The sequence below is a fragment of the Roseovarius sp. genome (assembly GCF_027019125.1).
In the GTDB taxonomy this organism is placed as follows: Bacteria; Pseudomonadota; Alphaproteobacteria; order Rhodobacterales; family Rhodobacteraceae; genus Roseovarius.
On record NZ_JALUXE010000027.1, the window covers coordinates 235,265 to 257,944 of the forward strand.

General features: G+C 64.6%; 25 protein-coding genes and 1 tRNA gene. 11 read left to right on the forward strand and 15 right to left on the reverse strand.

The features are described 5' to 3' along the window. Window positions 1–3: 3 nt before the first annotated feature. The 4 genes from MVC20_RS09350 to MVC20_RS09365 form a co-directional block, all read right to left on the reverse strand. Window positions 4–1,455: an HlyD family efflux transporter periplasmic adaptor subunit gene (locus tag MVC20_RS09350; RefSeq protein WP_297540656.1), complete on the reverse strand. Its 1,452-nt coding sequence runs from the start codon at window positions 1,453–1,455 to the stop codon at window positions 4–6. A gap of 105 nt (window positions 1,456–1,560) precedes the next feature. After that, a complete protein-coding gene (moaB, locus tag MVC20_RS09355; protein ID WP_297540658.1) occupies window positions 1,561–2,103 on the reverse strand; it encodes a molybdenum cofactor biosynthesis protein B in 543 nt (180 codons plus the stop codon). Between the two features lie 4 nt (window positions 2,104–2,107). Continuing rightward, window positions 2,108–2,725, reverse strand: coding sequence for a LysE family translocator (locus MVC20_RS09360; RefSeq protein ID WP_297541435.1), 618 nt, complete (start codon window positions 2,723–2,725; stop codon window positions 2,108–2,110). Next, on the reverse strand, window positions 2,725–3,528 hold the full coding sequence (locus MVC20_RS09365) for a uracil-DNA glycosylase (RefSeq protein WP_297540660.1): 804 nt from the start codon (window positions 3,526–3,528) through the stop codon (window positions 2,725–2,727). The genes MVC20_RS09360 and MVC20_RS09365 overlap by 1 nt, the downstream gene beginning before the upstream one ends. A gap of 178 nt (window positions 3,529–3,706) precedes the next feature. Here MVC20_RS09365 and MVC20_RS09370 point away from each other — a divergent pair, with 178 nt between their 5' ends. The 5 genes from MVC20_RS09370 to plsY all read left to right on the forward strand — a co-directional run bounded on the left by MVC20_RS09370 (window position 3,707) and on the right by plsY (window position 7,645). Then, window positions 3,707–4,651 (forward strand): aspartate carbamoyltransferase catalytic subunit, encoded by a 945-nt coding sequence (locus tag MVC20_RS09370; protein ID WP_037275304.1) that lies wholly within the window; start codon window positions 3,707–3,709, stop codon window positions 4,649–4,651. Continuing rightward, on the forward strand, window positions 4,648–5,178 hold the full coding sequence (locus MVC20_RS09375) for a hypothetical protein (protein WP_297540662.1): 531 nt from the start codon (window positions 4,648–4,650) through the stop codon (window positions 5,176–5,178). Before MVC20_RS09370 ends, MVC20_RS09375 begins: the two co-directional genes overlap by 4 nt. Continuing rightward, entirely contained in the window at window positions 5,175–5,618 is a 444-nt protein-coding gene (locus MVC20_RS09380) for a hypothetical protein (protein WP_297540664.1), read from the forward strand. The genes MVC20_RS09375 and MVC20_RS09380 overlap by 4 nt, the downstream gene beginning before the upstream one ends. A gap of 141 nt (window positions 5,619–5,759) precedes the next feature. Then, entirely contained in the window at window positions 5,760–7,046 is a 1,287-nt protein-coding gene (gene pyrC, locus MVC20_RS09385) for a dihydroorotase (RefSeq protein ID WP_297540666.1), read from the forward strand. Then, window positions 7,037–7,645, forward strand: coding sequence for a glycerol-3-phosphate 1-O-acyltransferase PlsY (gene plsY / locus MVC20_RS09390; RefSeq protein ID WP_297540668.1), 609 nt, complete (start codon window positions 7,037–7,039; stop codon window positions 7,643–7,645). The genes pyrC and plsY overlap by 10 nt, the downstream gene beginning before the upstream one ends. A gap of 70 nt (window positions 7,646–7,715) precedes the next feature. On the opposite strand, the gene MVC20_RS09395 is transcribed toward plsY, so the two are convergent. After that, complete coding sequence (locus tag MVC20_RS09395) at window positions 7,716–8,630, reverse strand: rhodanese-related sulfurtransferase (RefSeq protein ID WP_297540670.1); 915 nt, start codon at window positions 8,628–8,630, stop codon at window positions 7,716–7,718. 105 nt (window positions 8,631–8,735) lie between these two features. Between MVC20_RS09395 and pncA the strand changes: the two genes are divergently transcribed. Genes pncA through MVC20_RS09410 form a run of 3 tightly spaced genes read left to right on the forward strand, consistent with a single transcriptional unit; the run spans window position 8,736 to window position 10,741 of the window. Continuing rightward, window positions 8,736–9,332: a bifunctional nicotinamidase/pyrazinamidase gene (pncA, locus tag MVC20_RS09400; RefSeq protein WP_297540672.1), complete on the forward strand. Its 597-nt coding sequence runs from the start codon at window positions 8,736–8,738 to the stop codon at window positions 9,330–9,332. Between the two features lie 43 nt (window positions 9,333–9,375). Further along, a complete protein-coding gene (locus tag MVC20_RS09405) occupies window positions 9,376–9,963 on the forward strand; it encodes a uracil-DNA glycosylase family protein (protein WP_297540674.1) in 588 nt (195 codons plus the stop codon). Further along, window positions 9,956–10,741 carry an SseB family protein gene (locus MVC20_RS09410; protein ID WP_297540676.1) on the forward strand — a complete coding sequence of 262 codons (786 nt, stop codon included), beginning with the start codon at window positions 9,956–9,958 and terminating at the stop codon, window positions 10,739–10,741. The genes MVC20_RS09405 and MVC20_RS09410 overlap by 8 nt, the downstream gene beginning before the upstream one ends. Before the next feature lie 10 nt (window positions 10,742–10,751). On the opposite strand, the gene MVC20_RS09415 is transcribed toward MVC20_RS09410, so the two are convergent. The 10 genes from MVC20_RS09415 to MVC20_RS09460 form a co-directional block, all read right to left on the reverse strand. Further along, window positions 10,752–11,684, reverse strand: coding sequence for a glyoxylate/hydroxypyruvate reductase A (locus MVC20_RS09415; protein ID WP_297540678.1), 933 nt, complete (start codon window positions 11,682–11,684; stop codon window positions 10,752–10,754). A 5-nt stretch (window positions 11,685–11,689) separates the two neighbouring features. Next, entirely contained in the window at window positions 11,690–12,829 is a 1,140-nt protein-coding gene (gene rodA / locus MVC20_RS09420; protein WP_297540680.1) for a rod shape-determining protein RodA, read from the reverse strand. Next, window positions 12,826–14,769 (reverse strand): penicillin-binding protein 2, encoded by a 1,944-nt coding sequence (gene mrdA, locus MVC20_RS09425; RefSeq protein ID WP_297540682.1) that lies wholly within the window; start codon window positions 14,767–14,769, stop codon window positions 12,826–12,828. The genes rodA and mrdA overlap by 4 nt, the downstream gene beginning before the upstream one ends. Next, the gene (locus tag MVC20_RS09430; protein WP_297540684.1) at window positions 14,766–15,305 is read right to left on the reverse strand and encodes a rod shape-determining protein MreD; all 540 of its coding nucleotides are present in this window, start codon (window positions 15,303–15,305) and stop codon (window positions 14,766–14,768) included. Before MVC20_RS09430 ends, mrdA begins: the two co-directional genes overlap by 4 nt. Next, entirely contained in the window at window positions 15,298–16,227 is a 930-nt protein-coding gene (mreC, locus tag MVC20_RS09435) for a rod shape-determining protein MreC (protein ID WP_297540686.1), read from the reverse strand. The genes MVC20_RS09430 and mreC overlap by 8 nt, the downstream gene beginning before the upstream one ends. A gap of 31 nt (window positions 16,228–16,258) precedes the next feature. Next, on the reverse strand, window positions 16,259–17,305 hold the full coding sequence (locus tag MVC20_RS09440; protein ID WP_297540688.1) for a rod shape-determining protein: 1,047 nt from the start codon (window positions 17,303–17,305) through the stop codon (window positions 16,259–16,261). A gap of 133 nt (window positions 17,306–17,438) precedes the next feature. Continuing rightward, complete coding sequence (hisD, locus tag MVC20_RS09445; protein ID WP_297540690.1) at window positions 17,439–18,740, reverse strand: histidinol dehydrogenase; 1,302 nt, start codon at window positions 18,738–18,740, stop codon at window positions 17,439–17,441. Between the two features lie 103 nt (window positions 18,741–18,843). Beyond that, complete coding sequence (locus MVC20_RS09450; protein ID WP_297540692.1) at window positions 18,844–19,314, reverse strand: DUF2948 family protein; 471 nt, start codon at window positions 19,312–19,314, stop codon at window positions 18,844–18,846. Next, on the reverse strand, window positions 19,311–20,579 hold the full coding sequence (gene murA, locus MVC20_RS09455) for a UDP-N-acetylglucosamine 1-carboxyvinyltransferase (protein WP_297540694.1): 1,269 nt from the start codon (window positions 20,577–20,579) through the stop codon (window positions 19,311–19,313). The genes MVC20_RS09450 and murA overlap by 4 nt, the downstream gene beginning before the upstream one ends. A gap of 5 nt (window positions 20,580–20,584) precedes the next feature. Continuing rightward, window positions 20,585–20,752 carry a hypothetical protein gene (locus MVC20_RS09460; RefSeq protein WP_297540696.1) on the reverse strand — a complete coding sequence of 56 codons (168 nt, stop codon included), beginning with the start codon at window positions 20,750–20,752 and terminating at the stop codon, window positions 20,585–20,587. Window positions 20,753–20,838: 86 nt separating this feature from the next. Here MVC20_RS09460 and MVC20_RS09465 point away from each other — a divergent pair. The 3 genes from MVC20_RS09465 (at window position 20,839) to MVC20_RS09475 (ending at window position 22,490) form a co-directional block, all read left to right on the forward strand. Then, a tRNA-Thr gene (locus MVC20_RS09465) sits at window positions 20,839–20,913 on the forward strand. Window positions 20,914–21,004: 91 nt separating this feature from the next. Further along, the gene (locus MVC20_RS09470) at window positions 21,005–22,207 is read left to right on the forward strand and encodes a hydantoinase/carbamoylase family amidase (protein ID WP_297540698.1); all 1,203 of its coding nucleotides are present in this window, start codon (window positions 21,005–21,007) and stop codon (window positions 22,205–22,207) included. A gap of 196 nt (window positions 22,208–22,403) precedes the next feature. Continuing rightward, entirely contained in the window at window positions 22,404–22,490 is an 87-nt protein-coding gene (locus MVC20_RS09475) for a 4Fe-4S binding protein (RefSeq protein WP_297541437.1), read from the forward strand. Window positions 22,491–22,680 lie beyond the last annotated feature (190 nt).

Sequence of the window (22,680 nt, forward strand, 5' to 3'; positions counted from 1 at the left end):
CGCTCAGCCTCCGATGCGGCGTTCCAGCCGTTCCACCGTGCTCAGCGAGACTTCGGGTTGTTCCAACTGCGCCAGCAGGCGGCGCTTGGCCTCTTCCGGCATGTCGGTGCTGGCCTCGACATAGGCCACCAGCCGCGCCCGCCGGTCCGGGCTGAGCGTGACGGTGTCCGCCCCGGGCACGGCCTCGGCACTCTCCAGCTTGCGCACCTTGATCCCTGCGCCCAGAACCGGCGTGCGTTCCGCCACCACATCGCGCCCCGCCAGCCCCGGCGCCGCCACCAGAATATCATTGCCCTGCCGTCGCAAGAGCGTGACGGCCACCGCCTCCAACCGCTCCTCGGCACCGATCACCAACACCTGACCATCCGGCCCAAGCGCCGTCGCGGGCAGGCGAATGGCGGCGCTCAAGACGGGCTCTTCAACCGTCACGGTCACGAAATCGCCGGGTTTCATCGCCGGGGCATTGTCCAGCGTGGCAAAGACCAGACGCCCGCTTTCTCCCTCGGCCAGTGCCGCGCCCTGCCGCGTGATCCGCCCTGTCGCCGTCAAATCCAGCCCGCCGGTATCAAGCGTCACCGTCACCGGCGCATCACTCAACCCTCCGGCCTCATCCAGCAGCCGCGCATATTGCGCCGTGGACAGGCGAAACGCCACCTCCATCGCCGCGCCATCCACCAGTTGCGCCAGTTGCTCATTGGCTGCCACCAGACGGCCCGCAACCACGCTTACCTCGCTCAACCTGCCGGTGAACCCTGCGATGATCCGTGTCTCGGACAGCCGCCGCTCGGCCTCGGACAGCGCCAGCTCGGCGCGCGCCGTGGATGTCGCCGCCTGATCTATCCGCGCCTCCGCCAGTGCCAGCGCCTGACGGCTGGCCAATACCGCCTGCCGCGCCTGCACCACGTTGAATTCCGCGTTCTCGACGGCCGTCAGCGTGCCCACGCCGCGTGCCTCAAGATCACGTTGCCGCGCCAAGGCCCGATCCTGTATTTCGGCCTGCTCGCGCCGCGCGGCCAATTCATCGCGCGCCAGATCGAGCGCGCGCGCCGCCTCGCGCGCCTCGGCGCGGGCATCCATCAGGTCCGTGCGCGCGCGCTCGCGCGCGCTTTCGGCATCCGCAGGGTCGATCCGCGCCAGAAATTGCCCGGCGCGCACCATGCCGCCTTCGATGAATTCGGGCGCCAGCTCGGTGATCACCCCGGTCGCCTGCGCGCGGATTTCCAGCGTGCGGCGGCTCTCGATCTGGCCAAAGGCGGTGAGGGTGGGGGTGATCTCTGTCTCGACCGCCCGCACCGTGCGCACGGCAAAGGCGCGCTCCTTGCGCTCGGGCACACGCACCTCACGGGCCATGCGCTCTTGCACGGCACTGACCACGGTCTGTCCGGCATAGGCCAAGAGACCCAAGGTAAGAGCAAGCAGAAAGAGCCCGATCAGACCCTGACGCAAAAACCGCATGGCGCGCAACCTCTTGAACCGGCCCGGTCGGCTGGCCGGTCCCCATAATGTAACGTCGGCCCACAGAATGCCAAGCCGCTCGCAGAGGTCATACGCCGCCGCGCGTCACTTCCGGCGTTGATGCTCGTCAAGGCGCGGCATGATCTCCACGAAATTGCAGGGCCGATGCCGATAATCGAGCTGATATTTCAGGATTTCGTCCCAGGCATCCTTGCACGCCCCCGGACTGCCCGGCAGCGCAAAGAGATAGGTGCCCCCCGCCACGCCCCCCGTCGCCCGGCTCTGCACCGCCGAGGTGCCGATCTTCTGCATCGAGACGATGGTAAAGACCGTGCCAAAGGCGTCGATTTCCTTTTCATAGACATCGCGATGCGCCTCCACGGTCACATCGCGGCCCGTCAGGCCCGTGCCCCCCGTGGAAATCACCACATCCACCTCCGGATTGGCGATCCATTCGCGCAACTGCTCGGCCACCTGATCCCGCTCGTCCCGCACGATCATGCGATCCGCAAGGATATGCCCCGCTTCCTCGATCCGCGCGACCAGCGTATCGCCCGAGCGGTCATCAGACATATCGCGGCTGTCCGATACCGTCAGAACGGCGATCCGCACCGGGATGAACGCCTTGCTCTCGTCAATTCGCGACATGGGATCAACTCCTTTGCATGAGCGCCAGACGCGCGGCCAGCGCTGTAAAAATCGTGGCCGAGGCTATCCCCAGCCCCCGCGCGAACCGTGGCGAGGTCGCCAGACGCCGCCCCAGCCCCCCGGCAAAAACCCCGACCGCGCCGTTGATCACAAACCCACCCACCGCGAGGATCAAGCCAAAGATCAGGAACTGCGGCAGGATGGCGCGCGCGGGGTCAACGAATTGCGGCACAAAGGCCAGCACAAAGAGAATGACCTTGGGATTGAGCAGGTTCACCATCATCCCCTCGCGGAATGCGCGTGCCACACCCATCACGCGCGCATCGGGGCGCAGGGGGCCCGTTCGCAACGCGCCCCAGGCCAGCCACAAGAGATAGCCAACCCCCAGCCAGCGGATCACGTCCAGAACCAACGGCTGTGCGGCGATGGCCGCCGCCAGCCCCAGCCCCGCCAGCGTTACATGCACCATGCCCCCCGCCGAAATCCCGGCACTCGCGGCCAGCGCCGGCCGCGGTCCCGCGCGCAATCCCAGACCAAGGCAGAACATCATGTCCGCCCCCGGCGTGAGGTTGAGCGCGAGCCCCGCCGGAATGAACGCCAAGAGGGTCAAAGGATCGACGATCACGCCCCCCCCTCCCGCAATCGCGCCTTGAGCGCCAGCAAATCCGCCCAGGCCTCGCGCTTGGCCTCGGGCGTGCGCAAGAGATAGGCGGGATGAAACATCGGCAAGGCAGGCTTGCCATAGGCCTCGGCCCAGCGCCCGCGCAGCCGGGTGATGCCGCGCTGACCCAATCCCGCCTCGCAACTGATATTGCCCATGAGCACGACCGCCGCCGGGTTCACCAAGGCCACATGCCGCGCCACGAAGGGGCGCATCATCGCGATTTCCTCGGCATTGGGGTCGCGATTCTGCGGTGGCCGCCACGGCAGGACATTGGTGATATAGACCGCCTCTTGCGGCGCATCTGCCCCGCGCATGAGGCCAATCGCCGCCAGCATCCGGTCGAGCAATTGCCCCGCCCGGCCCACAAAGGGCTTGCCCTGCTGATCCTCGTCCCGTCCCGGCGCCTCTCCGATGATCATCACCCGCGCCGCCGGATTGCCATCGCTGAACACCAGATTGCGCGCCCCGCGCTTCAACTCGCAATGCGGATAGGCCGCAAGGGCCGCGCGCAACGCCTCAAGATCCACGGCTGCCGCCGCCGCCGCTTGCGCGGCCGCTACCGGATCGGCGCCTGCGGGCGTGGCCGGCGCGGCCAGCGCTGCGCGCGGGGGTTCGGCCTTGGGGGGCGCGACAGGCTTGGCGGCCTTCTCGGGCAACTCATACCGATTGACCGGCGCATCGCCAATCGCCTCGGTCGCGCCAAGCTCGATCTGCCAGATCAGGCTGGCCAAGGCGTCATGGGGGCTGAGCGTTGATTCCATGGGCGCGACGCTACCCCGTGGCGGGCTGCGGTGAAAGGGCCATGATGGCGCGCCCGGGGCCGAGCACGCAGTCGGGGGATATGCAGAACGATGAACGCCACGGCCCCGCGACAAACCCCGCCTTGCCCTGTGGCGACACCGGTCTTACAAGGCTCTGGGAACCGGTTCGGAGGGCGGCATGACATTTCCACACGCGCATCTTCTGGGGATCGAGCCGCTGTCCCCGGCGGACATCACCGCGATTCTCGATCTGGCCGAGGATTACGTGACCCTCAACCGCAGCGCCACCAAACATGGCGATGCGCTGGCAGGGCTCACGCAGATCAACATGTTCTTCGAGAACTCCACCCGCACCCAGGCCAGTTTCGAGTTGGCAGGCAAGCGGCTGGGCGCGGATGTGATGAACATGGCGATGCAGGCCTCCAGCCTGAAAAAGGGCGAAACCCTGATTGACACCGCCCTCACCCTCAACGCCATGCACCCCGATCTTCTGGTGGTGCGCCATCCCCATTCCGGCGCGGTGGACCTGCTTGCGCAAAAGGTGCGCTGCGCCGTGCTCAACGCGGGCGACGGGCGGCACGAACATCCCACTCAGGCGCTCTTGGATGCGCTGACGATCCGTCGTGCCAAGGGGCGGCTGCACCGTCTGACCGTGGCCATCTGCGGCGACATCGCCCATAGCCGCGTGGCGCGCTCGAATATCCTGCTGCTGGGCCGGATGGAAAACCGCGTCCGCCTCATCGGTCCGCCCACGCTCATGCCCGCTGGCATCGACGCCTTTGGCGTCGAGGTCTATGACGACATGCGCCGCGGGCTTGAGGGGGCCGATGTGGTGATGATGCTCAGGCTGCAAAAGGAACGCATGGACGGCGGTTTCATCCCCTCCGAGCGCGAATATTACCACCGCTACGGGCTCGACGCCGAAAAGTTGGCCCATGCCAAGCCGGATGCCATCGTGATGCACCCCGGACCGATGAATCGCGGCGTCGAGATCGACGGCGAGATTGCCGATGACATCAACCGCTCGGTCATTCAGGACCAGGTCGAGATGGGCGTGGCCGTGCGCATGGCGGCGATGGACCTGCTCGCGCGCAATCTGCGCGCCCGCCGGGCGGCGGCATGAGCACGGTTCTGCGCATCCCCGCCGGTGAGGCCCATATCGTGCGCCTCTTTGCCGTGGACGAGGATCGCGCCAACCCACACCCCGATGATGCCATCCTCGCGGCGCTGGGCACAGGCCCGCTCAAGACGTCGGAAATCGAGCTTTTCGATGTGGCCGATCTGAATGGCATGACGCTCACCGACTATCTGGCCGAGGGGCACGGCATTGCCGTGGCCGACCTCGCGCCGATGCAGCCGCAGGTCAATGGCCTCAAGGGCCGCGTGCTGATCCTGCCCTCGCGTGCCTTTGAAGGGCGCGCACAGGACATGCGCCCGCGCGCCCCCCTGCGCCTCGTCGCGCGGTTTTCCGAAGAGGTGGCGCCGGTGCGTTTCACCCCTCTGCCCACGGGCAGCGCCGAGGGTCTGCTCACCCCCCGCGCCAATGCCCGCCCGCAGGGTGCGGGCCGGTTGCGGCTCATGGCCTTTGCCGTGCTGGCGCTCATGGCCATTGGGGCGGCCATCGCCATTGGCCTCGCGGTGAAACTATGAGCGAGGGGCTGATCCATTCCATGACCCCGACAACGCCGCTCGATCCGGGCGAGCGCGTGATCCACAGCTTTCACCCCGACCGTGCCGCCTATCGCCGTGACCACGCCTGGCTTGCGGCGGGGGCCATGGCGCTGGGCATGGCGATTCTCTGGGCGATCGGCAATCCGCATGTCTGGACAGGGGCCGTGGGCGGTCTCGCGGCGATTGCCGTGCGCGGCTTTTACGTGGCCTCCGACGAGTTGAAGGCACGGTGGGATCTGACCGACCGGCGGCTCCTTGGCCCGCAAACCCGCGCGGTGCGGCTCTCGGAGATCAAGACGGTGCGGGGATTGGCCAGCGCCGTGCAGGTGATCACCGCCACGGGCGACAAGCACCTGATCAAGTATCAGGCCGACCGCGCCGGCACCGAGGCGCGGATACGCGCCGCCGCAGGACTATGAGAGGACAGGATGCAGGACCCCAAAGACCCACGCATGTCCGGCAAGATCGCCATGGCGGCCCTTCTGGTGATCGCCGCCCTGACCGTGGTCATGGTCTGGGTGGCGGGATGACCAGTGCCCAAGCCGAAAGAAAGTAACCGTATGACCCAAACCCTTTTCACAAACGCCCGCCTGATCGACCCCGAGGCAGGAACCGACGCCCCCGGCTGGCTCCTCATCGACAAGGGCGTGATCGTCGCGCGCGGCACGGATGCCCCACCGCAGGCCGAGACCGTGATCGATTGCGGCGGCCATTGCCTTGCCCCCGGTATCGTCGACATCGGCGTCAAGGTCTGCGAGCCGGGCGAGCGGCACAAGGAAAGCTATCGCTCTGCGGGCCTTGCGGCGGCGGCGGGCGGTGTCACCACCATGGTCACGCGCCCCGATACATCCCCCGCCATCGACAGCCCCGAGGTGCTGGAATTCGTCGCGCGCCGCGCCAATGAGGCCTCGCCGGTCAAGGTGCTGGTCATGGCCGCACTGACCAAGGGGCGGCAGGGCCGCGAGATGACTGAAATCGGCTTTCTCATGGATGCAGGCGCCGTGGCCTTTACCGATTGCGACCATGTGGTCAGCGACACCAAGGTTCTCAGCCGCGCGCTGACCTATGCCCGTTCGCTCGGTGCGCTCGTGATCGGCCATCCCCAAGACCCCGGCCTGAGCGCCGGTGCGGCGGCCACCTCGGGCAAATTCGCCTCTCTGCGCGGTCTGCCCGCTGTCTCGCCCATGGCCGAGCGGATGGGGCTGGACCGTGACATCGCCCTTCTGGAGATGACCGGCGCGCGCTATCACGCCGATCAGATCACCACCGCCCGCGCGCTGCCCGCCCTGGCCCGCGCCAAGAAGAACGGGCTTGATATCACCGCAGGCACGTCCATCCACCACCTCACCCTGAACGAGCTGGATGTCTCGGATTACCGCACGTTCTTCAAACTCAAACCGCCGCTGCGCTCCGAGGACGACCGCCAGGCGGTGATCGAGGCGCTGCGCGAGGGGCTGATCGACATCATTTCTTCCATGCACACGCCGCAGGACGAGGAATCCAAACGCCTGCCCTTCGAAGAGGCGGCGAGCGGCGCCGTGGCGCTCGAAACCCTGCTGCCCGTGGCGCTCCGGCTTTACCATGCCGAGGCGCTCGATCTGCCCGCGCTCTTTCGCGCCATGTCGCTCAACCCCGCCAAGCGGCTGGGGCTGGCCTCGGGGCGGCTTGCCGTCGGCGCACCGGCCGATCTGGTGCTCTTCGATCCGATGAAGCCCTTTGTGCTCGACCGTTTTGCGCTGCGCTCGAAATCCAAGAACACCCCCTTTGACGGCGCGCGCCTGCAGGGTAAGGTCTGCGCGACCTATGTTGCAGGCACCCGCGTATACGAGGCCGACACATGCCCCTGATCGAAACATCCACCACCTTGCTGATCCTCTGGGCCGTGATCGGCTATCTTCTGGGCTCCATCCCCTTTGGCATGGTGCTGGCGCGGATCATGGGCCTCGGCAATCTGCGCGAAATCGGATCGGGCAATATCGGGGCCACGAATGTGCTGCGCACCGGCAACAAGACCGCCGCCGCGCTCACGCTTCTGCTCGATGGCGGCAAAGGGGCGGTGGCGGTGCTTCTGGCGCGCGGGATGGCGGGCGAGGATGCGGCGCAACTGGCGGCGCTCACAGCCTTTCTCGGCCATTGCTATCCCGTCTGGCTCGGCTTTCGCGGCGGCAAGGGGGTGGCGACATTCCTGGGGATATTCCTTGCGCTCGCCTGGCCGGTGGGCCTTGCCTCATGCGCCACATGGCTGGTGACAGCCTATGTCACGCGGGTCTCGTCCAAGGCCGCGATCATGGCGGCGGCGCTCTCGACCGGCTGGATGGTGGTGCTGGGATACGGCACGGGCATGGTGCTGGCCTTTGTGCTGTCGCTGCTGGTCTTCTGGCGCCACCGCGAGAACATCGCCCGGATCAAGGCGGGAACAGAGCCGAAGATCGGGCAAAAGGGGTAGGGCGCGAAACCTTAGCCCCGCGCGGAATCAAGGTGCCGCAGGCACCGCCGCGCAACGCCAAACCGCCCCCTTACCCCTCGTGAACGATCTTGATATGCCGCTCGCCCCGCGCCTCCGCGAGGGCCATCTGCTTTTGCCGCTCGCGAAACCGCGCCTTGTCGTCGTCGCTGGTCTCTCCGACGCAGTGATGACAGGCGACGCCCTCTTCATACTCGGGCCGGTTCATATCTTCGGGCAGGATCGGCCGCCGGCAGGCATGGCACAACCGATGCGGGCCCTCCTTCAGCCCATGACCGACCGAGACCCGGCCGTCAAAGACGAAACACTCCCCGCGCCAGGTGCTCTGATCCTCCGGCACCTCTTCGAGATACTTCAGGATACCACCCTTGAGGTGATAGACCTCTTCCACCCCTTGCCCCAAAAGGTAATTGGTGGATTTCTCACAGCGAATGCCGCCCGTGCAGAACATCGCGATCCGCTTGTTGTGAAAGCGGTGCCTGTTCTCTTCCCACCATGCCGGGAAATCGCGGAATGTCGCCGTCTGCGGATCGACCGCGCCTTCAAAGGTGCCAATCGCCACCTCGTAGTCATTGCGCGTGTCGATCACCGCCACATCGGGGCTGCGTATCAGCTCATTCCACGCGGCGGGTTCGACATAATGACCAACACGGGCGCGCGGATCGACATCCGGCTGCCCCATGGTCACGATCTCTTTCTTGAGCCGAACCTTCATCCGGCGAAAAGGCTGCGTTGCCGCCTCGCTTTCCTTCCATTCCAGATCGTCGCAGCCGGGCAGGGCGCGAATATGCGCCAGAACCTTTGCGATCCCCGCCGCAGGCCCGGCGATCGTGCCATTGATCCCCTCACGTGCGAGCAAGAGCGATCCGCTGATCTTTTCGGCATCGCACAGCGCCTGCAGCGGCCCCTGCACGGCGGCAGGGTCGTCGAACCGGGTGAAATGATAGAGGGCGGCAATCTTGTACATGGCCCGCGCTTTACGCCGCAGCCCCTGCGCCCGCAAGAGGACAATCCGCCGCCATTGACGCGCAGGCCTGCTCTGCCTACCCCTATGGGGCAAAGGAGACCCGTCATGACATCCGCCCTCATCGTGATCGACCTGCAAAATGATTTCTGCCCCGGTGGTGCCCTCGCCGTGCCCGAGGGCGACCGGATCGTTCCCGGCATCAACGCCCTCATGGCCGAGTTTCCGGCGGTGATCCTGACGCAGGATTGGCACCCCTCGGGGCATTCCTCTTTCGCCACCTCCCATCCGGGTAAATCCGCCTACGAGATGACGCAGATGCCCTACGGCCCCCAGGTGCTCTGGCCTGACCATTGCGTTCAGGGCAGCCATGGGGCGGAGTTTCACGATCACCTCAACACGGCGCGCGCCGATCTCATCCTGCGCAAAGGGTTCAATCCCGCCATCGACAGCTATTCCGCGTTTTTCGAGAACGACCGCACCACCCCCACCGGGCTGCATGGCTATCTGCAAACGCGCGGCATCACGGACCTGACCATGGTTGGCCTCGCCACCGATTTCTGCGTCAATTACTCGGCGCTCGATGCCGCCCGCCTGGGCTATCGCGTGACCGTCCGGCGCGATCTGGCGCGGGGCATCGACCTTGACGGATCACTGGCCGCGGCAGAGGCAGAGATGACGGCGGCGGGGGTCGATCTCGCATGACCGCGGACCTTACAAAATCCCCTTGCAAATCGTAAGGTTCGTAATGTCTGACCTCATGTCCGAAATCCGCGCCTGCCGCCTCTGTGCGGACCGCTTTGAAGCCACCCGCACGGCCCACACCCCCCGTCCGGTGGTGTGGTTTCAGCCTACGGCGCGGCTTCTCATCGCGGGGCAGGCACCGGGGCTGCGGGTGCACCACTCGGGCAAGCCGTTTGATGATCCCTCGGGCGACCGCTTGCGCGACTGGCTGGGGCTAAGTGATTGTGAATTCTACGATAAATCCCGCGTGGCGATTGTGCCGATGGCCTTTTGCTTTCCCGGTTACGATACCAAGGGATCAGACCTTCCGCCGCCGCGTATCTGTGGCAGAACATGGCACGCCCGCGTCATGCAAGCCCTTGAAAACGTGAAACTAACCGTGCTCGTCGGCGGCTATGCCCATAAATACCACTTGGGCGTCAAGACCGGCGTCACCGACACTGTGCGCGCATGGCGCGACCATGCACCGCGAATTTTCACCTTGCCGCATCCCTCGTGGCGCAATACCGCTTGGCTCAGAAAACACCCGTGGTTCGAGGCCGAGGTTTTGCCGGAATTACGCGCACAAATTCAAAGGGTTATCCATGACTGATCTGACCCCGCTCGACATCGCCCACGCCGCGATGGAGGCCGCTCCCGAGGATGCGACCGCCCGCTTGCGGTTTTACGAGACTTTGGCGGCGAGCGAACTTTACCTCTTGCTCAAATCCGAGGCGGATGGTGACCAGCTTGACCCGGAAGTGTTTGATTTGTCGGATAATTCCTTCGTCCTCGTGTTTGACCGAGAGGATCGTTTGGCGCAGTTCGCAGGCCGCATCGTGCCCTACGCGGCGCTGAGCGGGCGCAATATAGCGACCATGTTGGTAGGGCAGGGGGCAGGTCTTGGGGTCAATCTCGAGGTTGCGCCCTCGTCGATCCTGCTCCCGCCCGAGGCGGTGGACTGGCTGGCCGAAACCCTGTCCGATGCCCCCTCAGAGATCGAGGCGCGACCGGAAAAACTGAGCGCACCCAAAGGCTTGCCTGAGAACCTGCTCTTGGCGCTCGATGCGCGGCTGGCCACGATGGCGGGACTTGCAGAGCTCGCCTATCTCGCTCGCGTGACCTATGACACCGGCGCGCAGGGGCATTTGCTGGGCTTTGTCGGGGCCAAACCCGAGGCAGAACCGGCCTTGGCCCGCGCGGTATCCGAGGTGCTGATCTTTTCAGGGCTCGAGGCCGCCGCCCTCGATGTGGCCTTTTTCGCGGCCTCCGATCCGGTCGCGGCGCGGCTGGCACAATGCGGATTGCGCTTTGACCTGCCCGAACCGCCCCGGCCCACGCCCCGTGCTGCCCCGGGGTCCGACCCGGATAAACCGCCGTTTCTCAGATAGTTAGCCCGTCTCAATAGCCCTTGGCGCAGTCCACCAGATGCAAGAATGGCTCGCCTGCCTCGCCGCGGCGGACATTCTCCACGATTACCCGGGCGGCTGTGATGGGGCGCGTTTCAGACGCGATATGCGGCGTCACCGTCACGCGCGGATGTGCCCAATAGGGATGCGCAGGCGGCAACGGTTCCACCCGGAACACATCCAGTGTCGCATGGCCGATCTGCCCGGTATCGAGCGCTGCCAAAAGCGCGTCGTCGTCAATCAGCGGCCCACGTCCGGGATTGATGATCATCGCGCCCTTGGGCAGCATGGCCAGACGTTCGGCATTCATCAGGTTTTCGGTCTCTGTCGTTTTTGGCAGCAAAAGCACAAGAATTTCAGCAGTTTGCAGTGCTGCGCACAGCCCCTCATCGCCCGAGAGACAGGTGATCCCCGCCACGTCCCGCGCGCTGCGCGACCAGCCCGTGACCGGAAAGCCAAGGCCCCGAAGCGCCTTGGCGCAGGCCTGCCCCAGCACCCCCAGACCCAGCACCGTCACCGGGCGATCCTCGGCCAAAGGCGGGATTGTCTTGCGCCAGACCCCATCCTGCCCAAGGATATGCGCATCCATCCCTAGGTGATGCCGCAGCACATGGCCCGTGACCCATTCCACCATTCCCTGCGTCAGGCCGTGATCGACCATCCGCGCCAATGGCACCTTTAGCGTCTGATTCCCAACAATATTCTCGACCCCGGCCCAGAGGTTCAGCACCGCCTTGAGGCGCGTATAGGGGGTAAAATCCTGCACCGCGCTGTCGGGGGCGTAGACCATGTAGTCCACCTCGTCGGGGGCCAGATCAAGCGCAAGGTTCGCCGCGACGCCTGCTTCGGAAAGTGCGGATTTCAAAGGGTTTTCATAGATGTTCCACTGCTCGGGTCGAGCAGCAAAGAGGATATTGGGCGTCATGTGTCCTACCTTGGTTTGTGGATATGGGCGCTCTGGACAAGGCCAAAGCCCACCATGAGCACGAGCATCGCCGATCCGCCATAACTGACAAGCGGCAAGGGCACCCCGACCACGGGCATCAGACCCATGACCATTGCCATGTTGACCGCGAAAAACAGGAAGAATGTCATCGCCACCCCCAGAATGAGCAAGGACGAATAGCGATCCTTGTTGCCGAAGGCCGCAGCGATGCAGAACACAAGGATCAGCGTATAAAGCCCCAGAATGGAGATGCCGCCGATAAAGCCGAATTCCTCGGCCAGCGTCACAAAGATGAAGTCGGTATGTTTCTCGGGCAAAAAGTTGAGCCGCGATTGCGTGCCCTGCATAAAGCCGCGCCCCGTCCAGCCGCCAGAGCCAAGCGCGATCTTGGATTGGGTGATGTGATAGCCCGCGCCTAGCGGGTCATTGTCGGGATTGAGAAAGGTGTCGATCCGGCGATATTGATAGTTTTCAAGGAGTTGCCAGTCTGTCCCGCGGCTCTCGAACACGGCGAAAACGAGGGCGGCGATCGCAAGGATGACAGTGGCGAAATAGGCCCAATGCACCCCTGCGACGAACATCACCACGCCCCCCGCCGCCAAAAGCAGGATCGACGTGCCCAGATCGGGCTGACGCAGCACAAGGGCAACCGGGGTCAGGATCAGGCCCACCGGAATGAGGACCCAGATAGGCCGGGATACCCGCGACATCGGCAACCAGTCGTAATAGGCCGCCAGCAGCATCACCAGCGTGATCTTGACCAGTTCCGAGGGTTGCAGCCGCATGAAACCTATGTCGATCCACCGCTGCGCGCCTTTGCCCTCTACCCCGATCAGGGCCACGGCGATCAACAACGCAAGGGAAATCAGATAGGCAAGCAGGGACATATTGCGCCAAAACCAGATCGGCACCATGGCCACGACCAGCATTACCGCCAATCCAAGCGCAAAGCGTTTCATCTGCGGCTCTGCCCAAACCTCGAGGTTCCCGCCAGCAACCGAATAGAGCATGAGAAACCCGACACCCGCCACCGTGCACAACAAGATCACAAGCGGCCAGTTGAGGCAGAGGAACTTGCGTGCGCCCGACGGGGCGGTCTTGATGGATTGCTCCAGATAGCTCATGCGCGGTCGCTCTCCTCTGCTTCGGGGCGGGAACGGGCCGCGCGCAGTTTCTCTTGCTGCGCCTTGATCCGGGGGCGGTCGGCCTCGGGATAGGCGGCCAGCGGCGGGTCTTCGCCATAGAGGGCCTGAAGCGTGATGTCGCGGGCAATCGGTGCTGCGGCGGTCGATCCGCCGCCGCCATGCTCAACCACCACCGCCACGGCGTATTTGGGGGCGTCATAGGGCGCAAAGCTGACAAAGAGCGCGTGATCGCGCTGTTCGCGCGGCAGATTGTTGTTGCTGATCACGCCGGTCGAGCGTTCGCCGGTCGAGATGTTGCGCACCTGGCTGGTGCCCGTCTTGCCCGCCATGCGAAAAGCGTCTTCGATGATGCGGCTGCGATAGGCGGTGCCACGATTGCTGTTGGTGACGGCATACATCGCGCGCCGCACCTCGCGCAGCAGGTTCTCGTTCAGGCCCATCGGCTCGCCGTGGCCGGATGGCTGCTCTACCCCATCAATGGATTTGATCAGCCGCGGCATCACGCTGCGGCTGGTGGCCAGACGCGCTGTCATCACCGCAAGTTGCAGCGGCGAAGCCAGGACAAATCCCTGCCCGATCGAGGCATTGGCGCTGTCCCCCACGACCCACGGAGCGCCCCGATTGGCCACTTTCCATTCGCGGGTCGGCGCTAACCCTTTGGCAACACTGGTCATAGGCAGGTCGAACTGAACCCCAAGCCCCAGCCGCTCGGCCATTGCGCTGATGTTTTCGATTCCGGTCCGCAGTGCCAGTTCATAGTAATAGACGTCACAGCTTTCGCGGAGCGACAGGTGGAAATCCATGTTGCCATGCCCACCCCGTTTCCAGCAGTGAAAGCGGCGGCCGCTGATTTCCAGATGGCCAGGGCAATAGACCGTGTCCTGAAGCGAAACATCCCCCGCTTCCAGTGCTGCAAGCGCCGTCACCATCTTGAAGGTGGACCCCGGGGGATAGATGCCCTGCACCGCCTTGTTGGGCAGGGGGCGATACGGATCATCGAGCAGCGCGCGATAGTCCGCAACCGAAATGCCCCGCACAAAGAGGTTGGGATCATAGCTGGGTGAGGAGGCGCAGACCAGAATGTCGCCGCTCTCGCAGTCGATCATCACCACCGCCGCGCTCTCGCCATCGAGGCGGGCATTTGCGTAGGTTTGCAATTCGTTGTCCAGCGTCAGCTGGACATCCGCGCCGGGCTGTCCCTCTTGACGGTCCAATTCGCGCATCACGCGCCCGGCGGCGTTCACCTCGACGCGCCGCGTGCCCGCCGAGCCGCGCAACAGGTTCTCGCGCTGCGCCTCAAGCCCGATCTTGCCGATCTGAAACCGAGGCAGGCGCAAAAGCTGCTCCGGCGCGTCGACACGCTCCAGATCGCGGTCACTGACCGGTCCCACATAGCCCACAACATGCGCATGATCGCCCCGCAGCGGATACCGGCGCGAGAGCCCCACTTCGGGATGCACACCGGGCAGGGCAGGGGCGTTGACCGCGACGCGGCTTATATCCTCCCAAGTGACCCGGTCGGCGACGGTCACAGGCGTATCTCCACGCAGTTCCTTGAGTTCGCGACGGGCCTTTTCCAGCTCTCCGGGGTCCAACTCGACCAGCCGCGCCAGTCGGGCGATTACCTCGTCCACGTCGCGGGCCTGCTCACGGATCATGGTGATCCGGTAGCTTGGCACATTCTCGGCGATGATCCGCCCCTCGCGGTCGAAAATGCGGCCGCGCGTGGGTGGGATAAGCTGCACGTTGATGCGGTTCTCATCGGCCAAGAGGCGGAATTGGTCGGCTTGTTCCAACTGCATGTAGCGCATGCGCAGCGCGAGCGCGCTCATCACCCCGAGTTGTAGCCCGCCCACGACCAGCCCGCGCCGGGTGATCCGGCGTTGGCTCTCGGCAGTATCGCGGGCAGGGCGTCTCATGAGCGCAGCCCCGCCGTATCAAGATCGCCGGGCGCGCGCTTGCGCACTCCAAAGAGGGCATGCGAAACGATTGCTACCGCAGGATAGGCGATCAATGTGGACAAAAGCTGCATCAGGCTTAGGCCAAGCGGCGGCTGATCCACCATCAGAAGGGTCAATACAACGCGGTTCGCAATGGTGATCGCGACCATCGTGCTGGCCACCGAGGCCCATTCCGCCGCAAAGGTCAGGTCGCGCAGCGAAGGCGCGCGATTGCGCAGGGTCTGCGTGCCCATCACCATCAGCGCCGCCCAAAGACCGGGTGGGCGCTGCAACATGAGATCAAGCCCGAGGATTACCAGCCCGACCAACAGCACCGGCACATAGTCAGGGCGGCGCACCGCCCAGGCAAAGGTCAGCGCCATCACCAGATCAGGCCCGGCCCATTTCGGTGGCGTATGCTCTAGCGGCAAAAGGTGCAGGAAGAGCAGGGCGATGCAAAGCGCCAGATAGAGCGCGCGCATGATCCAGGCCCGGGGCAAAAGCGCGTCAGCCATTTTCAGCCTCTGCCGCTTCGGCCGTATCCGGGGCGGATTCGGGGGCTTCGCTGCCCGGCAGGATCACGGGTGCGATCAACCGTCCGGGATCAGTCAGGCGTTCGTTCTCGTAGCTGCGCAGCACACGCAGGAACTCCAGCCGCTCATAATCGGCCGAGATGCGCACCCGCATCCGCCCGCCGGGATCTTCGGCCAGTTGACCCACCAACAGCCCCGCAGGAAACACGCCGCCATCGCCCGAGGTCAGCACCCGGTCGCCGGGGCGTACCTGATCGGGGGCTTCGACGAAATCGACCACAGGAGCTATGGAATTGTCACCGATGATCAACGCGCGTTGGCCCGACGGTTGGATCGTGACGGGAATACGGCTCGAGGTGTCGGTCAGCAGGATCACCCGTGCGGTATTGCGTCCCACACCGGAAATCCGTCCGACCAATCCCAGGCCGTCCATCGCGGCCCAGCCATCCATGATGCCGTCGCGCGCACCCACGTTGATCAATACCGATTGCCGAAAGGGAGAGCCGCTGTCCGCCATCACCACACCGGTCACGTAGGTCAGACGCGGATCGAGTTGCACATTGTTGAGGTCGAGAAGGCGCGCGTTTTCCTGTTCGAGTTGCAGGGCTGCCTCTTTCCATGCCTTCATCTGTTGCAATTCGCGGCGCAGGTCCTGATTTTGCTGGTACATGCGCTGATAGCTCTGGAAATCGCGCAGGATGTTGACCGCGCCCGTGACCGGCGCCATGGCCCAGTCAAAGCTTGGCACGACCCGATCGACCACCTGCGCGCGGAACCTTTCGACGCGCGGACTGTCGATCCTCCAGATCAGGAACATGCCCAGCAGGCACAAAAGCAGCACCCCCAAAAGCAGGCGCTTCAGTGGGCCACTGTAATCCTCGCCTTGTCCCCGGTCCCTAGCCACGGAGTCCCCCTTCTAGGCAAAGGTGGGTGGTTCAGCTGTCGTAGTCAATCGCGTGGCGCAACTGCTTTTCGAACTCGAGCGCCTTGCCGGTGCCAAGAGCCACGCAATTGAGACTGTCATCGGCGATGGACACGGCCAGCCCGGTCTGCTCGCGCAGCGCCAGGTCCAGATCGCCCAGGAGCGCGCCACCCCCGGTCAACATCACGCCCCGGTCCACGATATCAGCCGCAAGATCGGGCGGGGTTGCTTCAAGCGCGGTCATCACCGCCTCGCAGATCTGTTGCACGGGTTCTGCAAGGGCCTCGGCCACCTGCGCTTGGCTGATTTCAATCTCCTTGGGCACACCGTTCAACAGGTCGCGCCCGCGTACATGCATCGAGGTGCCGCGCCCGTCGTCGGGCATGCGCGCCGTGCCGATGCTGGTCTTGATCCGCTCCGCCGTGGATTCGCCGACCAAAAGGTTCTGCTGGCGACGCAGATAGTTGATGATCGCCTCGTCCATCCGGTCGCCACCCACGCGCACCGAGCGCGCATAGACGATATCACCAAGGCTGAGCACCGCCACCTCGGTCGTGCCGCCGCCAATGTCCACCACCATGTTGCCGGTGGGATCGGTGATGGGCATGCCTGCCCCAATGGCCGCCGCAATCGGCTCCGCAATCAGACCGGCCCGACGCGCGCCGGCAGAGAGCACCGATTGACGGATTGCGCGCTTTTCCACTGGCGTTGCGCCATGCGGCACGCAGACGATGATCTTGGGCTTGGAGAAGGTCGAGCGTTTGTGCACCTTGCGGATGAAATGCTTGATCATCGCCTCGGCGGTGTCGAAATCGGCGATGACCCCTTCGCGCATGGGTCGGATCGCCTCGATGCTGCCGGGCGTGCGGCCCAGCATCAGCTTGGCATCCTCGCCCACGGCCAGCACTTTACGCATGCCATCCTTGATATGATAGGCGACGACCGACGGCTCCGACAGGACGATCCCACGCCCCTTGACGTAGACGAGCGTGTTGGCCGTGCCCAGGTCAATTGCCATGTCCGATGAAAACAGACTGGGAATCCTATCAAATATAGACATATGCGCCTGTGCCCTGTCGCCCGAAATGATGATGAGCCCCGCGACTCGGGGGTCCGGGGCGTTTGTCCTTATAGTGGGCGTGCCGCAGGGGCGAAAGGGGCAGTTTCCGCCTGACAGGCGTCAAACCGCCGTTTCAGTCGTTGAGATGGTTCAATCTTGCGCGCACAGAGAGGCCATGCGCCTCAAGGCTTTCGGAGATGGCCAGGGTTTCGGCAGCGGGGCCAATGGCGCGCAGGGCTTCCGGTGTCATCCGGGCCAAGGTGGTGCGCTTCAGGAAATCCATCACCGACAGGCCGGATGAAAACCGGGCAGAGCGCGCTGTGGGCAGGACGTGGTTCGGCCCGCCGACATAATCGCCAATCGCCTCCGGCGTCCAAGCCCCGAGAAAGATCGCCCCGGCATGGGTGATCTGCGCGGACAGGGCGTCCGGGTCATCCACGCACAACTCCAGATGTTCAGGCGCGATACGGTTCGAGAGCGCAGCCGCCGTGCCCATGTCGGGCACAAGGATGATCGCGCCGAAATCGCGCCAGCTCGCGCCGGCGATGGCGCGGCGCTCGAGCGTTTGCAGATGGCGGTCGATGGCAGCGCTGACCGCATCGGCCAAATCGGCATCGTCCGTGATCAGGAGGGCCTGCGCGCTTTCGTCATGTTCGGCCTGGCTCAGCATGTCGAGCGCGATCCAGTCGGGGTTTTGCCCCTTGTCGGCAATCACGAGGATTTCCGAGGGACCAGCGATCATGTCGATGCCGACCTTGCCGAAAACTCGCCGCTTGGCGGCGGCGACAAAGGCATTGCCGGGGCCGGTGATCTTGTCCACCGGGGCGATGCTTTCGGTGCCATAGGCAAGCGCTGCAATCGCCTGCGCACCGCCGATGCGATAGATTTCGTCCACACCCGCGATCTGCGCCGCCAACAGGACCAGCGGATTGGCCTTGCCATCGGGGGTCGGCACGACGATGGCCAGCCGCTCAACCCCGGCGACCTTGGCCGGGATGGCGTTCATCAGAACCGAGGAGGGGTAAGAGGCAAGACCTCCGGGCACGTAGAGCCCCGCCGCCGACACCGGCGTCCAGCGCCAGCCCAGCATCGCGCCGCTCTCTTCGGTCCAGCTTGCATCCTCGGGCATTTGACGTGCGTGATAGGCGCGAATGCGATCGGCCGCCAGCTCCAGTGCCGTACGCTCTGCTGGCGACACCTCGGCGACCAGTGCTGCGATCTCTTGCGGTGAAAACCGCAGCGTTTCTGGCGTCAGCGCGACACGGTCGAACCGCTCGGTCAGGGCGATCACCGCTGCGTCGCCCCGCTGCCGCACATCGGCGATGATCCCCGCGACGATGTCGTCCACGTCTGGGCTGTCCTCGCGCTTGGCGCTCAGCAATGCGGTAAAGCGGGTCTCGAAATCGGGCGCAGTGGCGTCAAGCGTGATCGGCATGGGTGTTCCTTTCGCCGGGGCACATAGCGGCCAGTGGCCTCTGTCTCAAGCCCCGGTCTTCTTCTTGGTCCAAATACTCATAATCTGTGCCGGGACGGGTGGCTCAACCCTCGTGATGTGGCACCTTGCCCGAAGGCGCGCGGTAAGGTCGTGTCACATCCTTCAGCGTGACCTCGATTGCCTCGACCTCCAGCCGCAGCGCGCCATCGCCCGCCAGCGTCAAGAGCACATGACCCGCGCCGTCGGCTCCGGGCTCGAAGGTAATTGAAAGAAGGGACAGGATCGTGTCCTTGTCGCTGCGGTCGATGCCTTGGCTGGCCACCCGCAGCACGGTGTCGATCACCAAGAGCGATTGCACCCGTTCCGGCCCATGCCGTTCGCGGCCCTGATCCTCCCAGCGAAAGCGGTTGAGCAGCAGGCCAAACCGGCGCTTGGCCGGTTGCCAGCTCATTTCGGTGATCGGAAACACCGCATCCTGCGCCAGAGAAGAGATGACCTTTAGATCCTCCTCCTCCATCGCGCCGAGGTTGAGCGGTGCTTCCCGCCCGTCTTCGAATTTGGCGTCTTCGGTCATTTGCCACTGACCCTTTCGATCCTGGCGCCGACATTGCCCAGCTTTTCCTCGACCCGCTCATAGCCGCGATCCAGGTGATAAACCCGGTTGACGATGGTTTCCCCCTCTGCCGCCAGCCCCGCAAGGATGAGCGAGACCGAGGCCCGCAGATCGGTGGCCATGACCGGCGCACCCTTGAGGTGATCGACGCCGGTCACAGTCGCGGTGCCGCCGTGCACATCAATCCTGGCTCCCATCCGCATCAGTTCCGGTGCGTGCATGAAGCGGTTTTCAAAGATACGCTCTTCCAGCACCGCGGTGCCCTCGGCGGTGCACATCAACGCCATCATCTGCGCTTGAAGGTCGGTCGGAAAGCCGGGGAAGGGCTCTGTCACCACATCGACGGCGCGCACCTGGCCATTCTTGCGGCTGACCTTGAGGCCTGCGTCCGTGTCGGTCACGCTCACGCCCGCCTCTTCCAGCTTGTCGCAGAAGGCCCCCACGAGGTCGCGCCGCCCGCCAAGACATTCCACCTCGCCACCGCAGATTGCGGGGGCCAGCATATAGGTCCCAAGCTCGATCCGGTCGACCACCACGGGATGCGTCGCCCCGCCCAGACGGTCCACGCCTTGAATGGTGATCGTGCTGGTGCCTTCGCCTTCGATCTGCGCGCCCATGCGGCGCAGGCATTGGGCCAGATCGACAATTTCCGGTTCGCGCGCCGCGTTTTTGAGCACCGTTGTGCCCTTGGCCAATGTCGCCGCCATCAGCGCATTCTCCGTGGCCCCGACCGACACGATCGGAAACTCGAAGGTGCCTCCCTTGAGGCCACCGGGAGCCTTGGCATGGACATAGCCCTCACGCAGGTCGAGTTCGGCCCCCATGGCCTCCAACGCCCGCAAATGCAGATCGACGGGCCGCGCGCCGATGGCACAGCCGCCCGGCAGCGAAACCACCGCATGCCCGTCACGCGCCAGCATCGGCCCGAGCACGAGGATCGAGGCCCGCATCTTGCGCACGATGTCATAGTCGGCGACGTGGTTGTTCAGGTTATGCGACGACAGCGCCAGAACCTGACCGCCCTGCATCTGCACCACCTCGGCCCCCAGGGATTGCAGGAGCGTAGTCATGGTCTTGATGTCCGACAGGCGCGGCGCGTTGGTCAGGGTCAGCGGCTCGTCACTCAAGAGCGTGGCGGGCATCAGCGTCAGACAGGCGTTCTTGGCGCCTGCGATCGGGATTTGCCCCTTGAGCGGGCCATTGCCCGTGACGACGATCGAATCCATCTGCTCTACCCTTTATCGTTTGTTCCGGCGGGCTTTGGCGCGGAGAGACCGTCCGCCTTGGCGCGCATCTGCGCCTTACGCCGTGCGAGATTTGCCTTCAACGCCGATTTCAGCCTGTCCTCGCGGCTTGGGCCCTGTTTCGCGGCTTTGTCCGGTGTTTGTTTTTTGCTCATGGACCTTCTCTTACAGGAGGTGCGAAAAACCGTCCAGTTACCCCTTGCGCCATCTGCGATTAGCGTCTAATCAGCGCGCCACACGTGCTGCTGTAGCTCAGTGGTAGAGCGCGTCATTGGTAATGACGAGGTCGGGAGTTCAATCCTCCCCAGCAGCACCAGTTCTCTCCCTTGCAGGTCCGATCCTACAACAAGACCATTGCAGGCCTGCGTTGGTCCGTTAGGCTGTGCGCATAAGGCGAGGAGATGGCGATGATCAGGGTCAATCCCGAGCGGTTTCTCAAGGACCTGCACCATCTGCGCAGCTTCGGTGCGGCAGGGGTGGGCAAGGGCGTGGTGCGCCCGGCCTTCAGCCCCTCTGACATAGAGGCGCGGGAATGGCTGGCGGGTCGGATCGAGGCTGCGGGCCTCAAGCCGCATTTCGATCCCGTGGGCAATCTCTTTGGTCTGGCCGAGGGGCCATCGCTCCTGGTCGGTAGCCACAGCGACAGCCAGCCCGAAGGTGGTTGGCTCGATGGTGCGCTTGGAGTGATCGCAGGGCTCGAGATTGCCCGCGCCGCGCGCGAGGCGGGCGGGCCACCGGTGTCGGTCGTGTCCTTTGAGGATGAAGAGGGGCGGTTTGGCGTGACCACCGGCAGCGCCATCTGGTCAGGCAATCTCGCGCTAGAGGTGGCGGATCGTCAGACCGACCGCAGCGGCCTGAGCTTTGCTGAAGCGCGGCGCGGCGTGGCGTCCATGGCCGGGGATTTTGTCGACCCGTCCCGCTTTGCCGGGTTTCTCGAAATGCATATCGAGCAGGGGCCATGGCTCTTTGAGGCGGGCGAGGCGGTAGGGGTCGTTACGGATATCGTTGGCATCCGCGACATGCGGATCACCTTCGAGGGCGAACAGAACCACGCGGGCACCACCCCCATGCACCGCCGCCGCGATGCGTTCCAAGGCCTGGCGCGGTTCAACCTGCTGATCAATGAGCGGTTTCGCAACGTGGTGGCGCCCTCGACAGTTTGGACCATCGGTCACGTTGCCCTGCATCCCGATGCACATTCCATCGTGCCGGGGCGGGCGGTCTTCTCGATGCAATGGCGGGATGGCACGGCGGACCGGCTGCACCGGATGGAGACGATTATCCGCGACACCGCCGAGGAGGTTGCACGCGAAGCGGGGCTCGACCTCAGCTATGGTGAGATGCTGGGGCTGGAGCCGGTGCCGATGGAGTCCCGCTTGCGCGCGGCGCTCTGCGCGAGTGCTGCGGCCGTGGCGCCCGGACGCTGGCGCGAGATGCAGTCCGGCGCTCTCCATGATGCGACGAACGTGGCGCGGTTGATGCCTGCGGCGATGCTCTTTGTCCCCTCGATCAACGGGATCAGCCATGCCTTTGCCGAGGATACCGACGAGCGGGATCTGGTTACAGGTCTTGAGGTGCTTGCCGGGGCGGTTGCGCAGCTTGGGGATTGAGCCGATGCCGCGCCGCCGCGTGACAGATCAAATTTTTTTCGCAGGATGAACTGATCTGCATCATGGGCGAGTCGGGTGTGATGTTTTTCAATTTTAACGTGACAAGGGTGCTGGTGGTCAACGCAGAGGAGGCCTGAGAAGAATGTGGTGCGACTTGCGGGATCGTTTCCTGTCAAGTTCCGACGCTCACTCTGTCATGCCGCGCCCGCCCGGGACGGTACGGGAATGGCGTCTGGCCGATTTGTGCACCGGATGCGGGGATTGCGTCGAGGTGTGTCCCTAAGCGATCATCACCCTTGATGGCGAGCGGCTGCCGGTCGTGACCGCGCCGCACGCTTGTGGGCAATGCGGGCTCTGTGCGGATGTCTGCACCCGGGGTGCCATCGCATTGACGCCGGAAACCCGGCTCGGACTGGAACGCATCCAAAGCTCGATCTGCCAGAGAAACGCGCGGACTGACGATTGATCGAGGG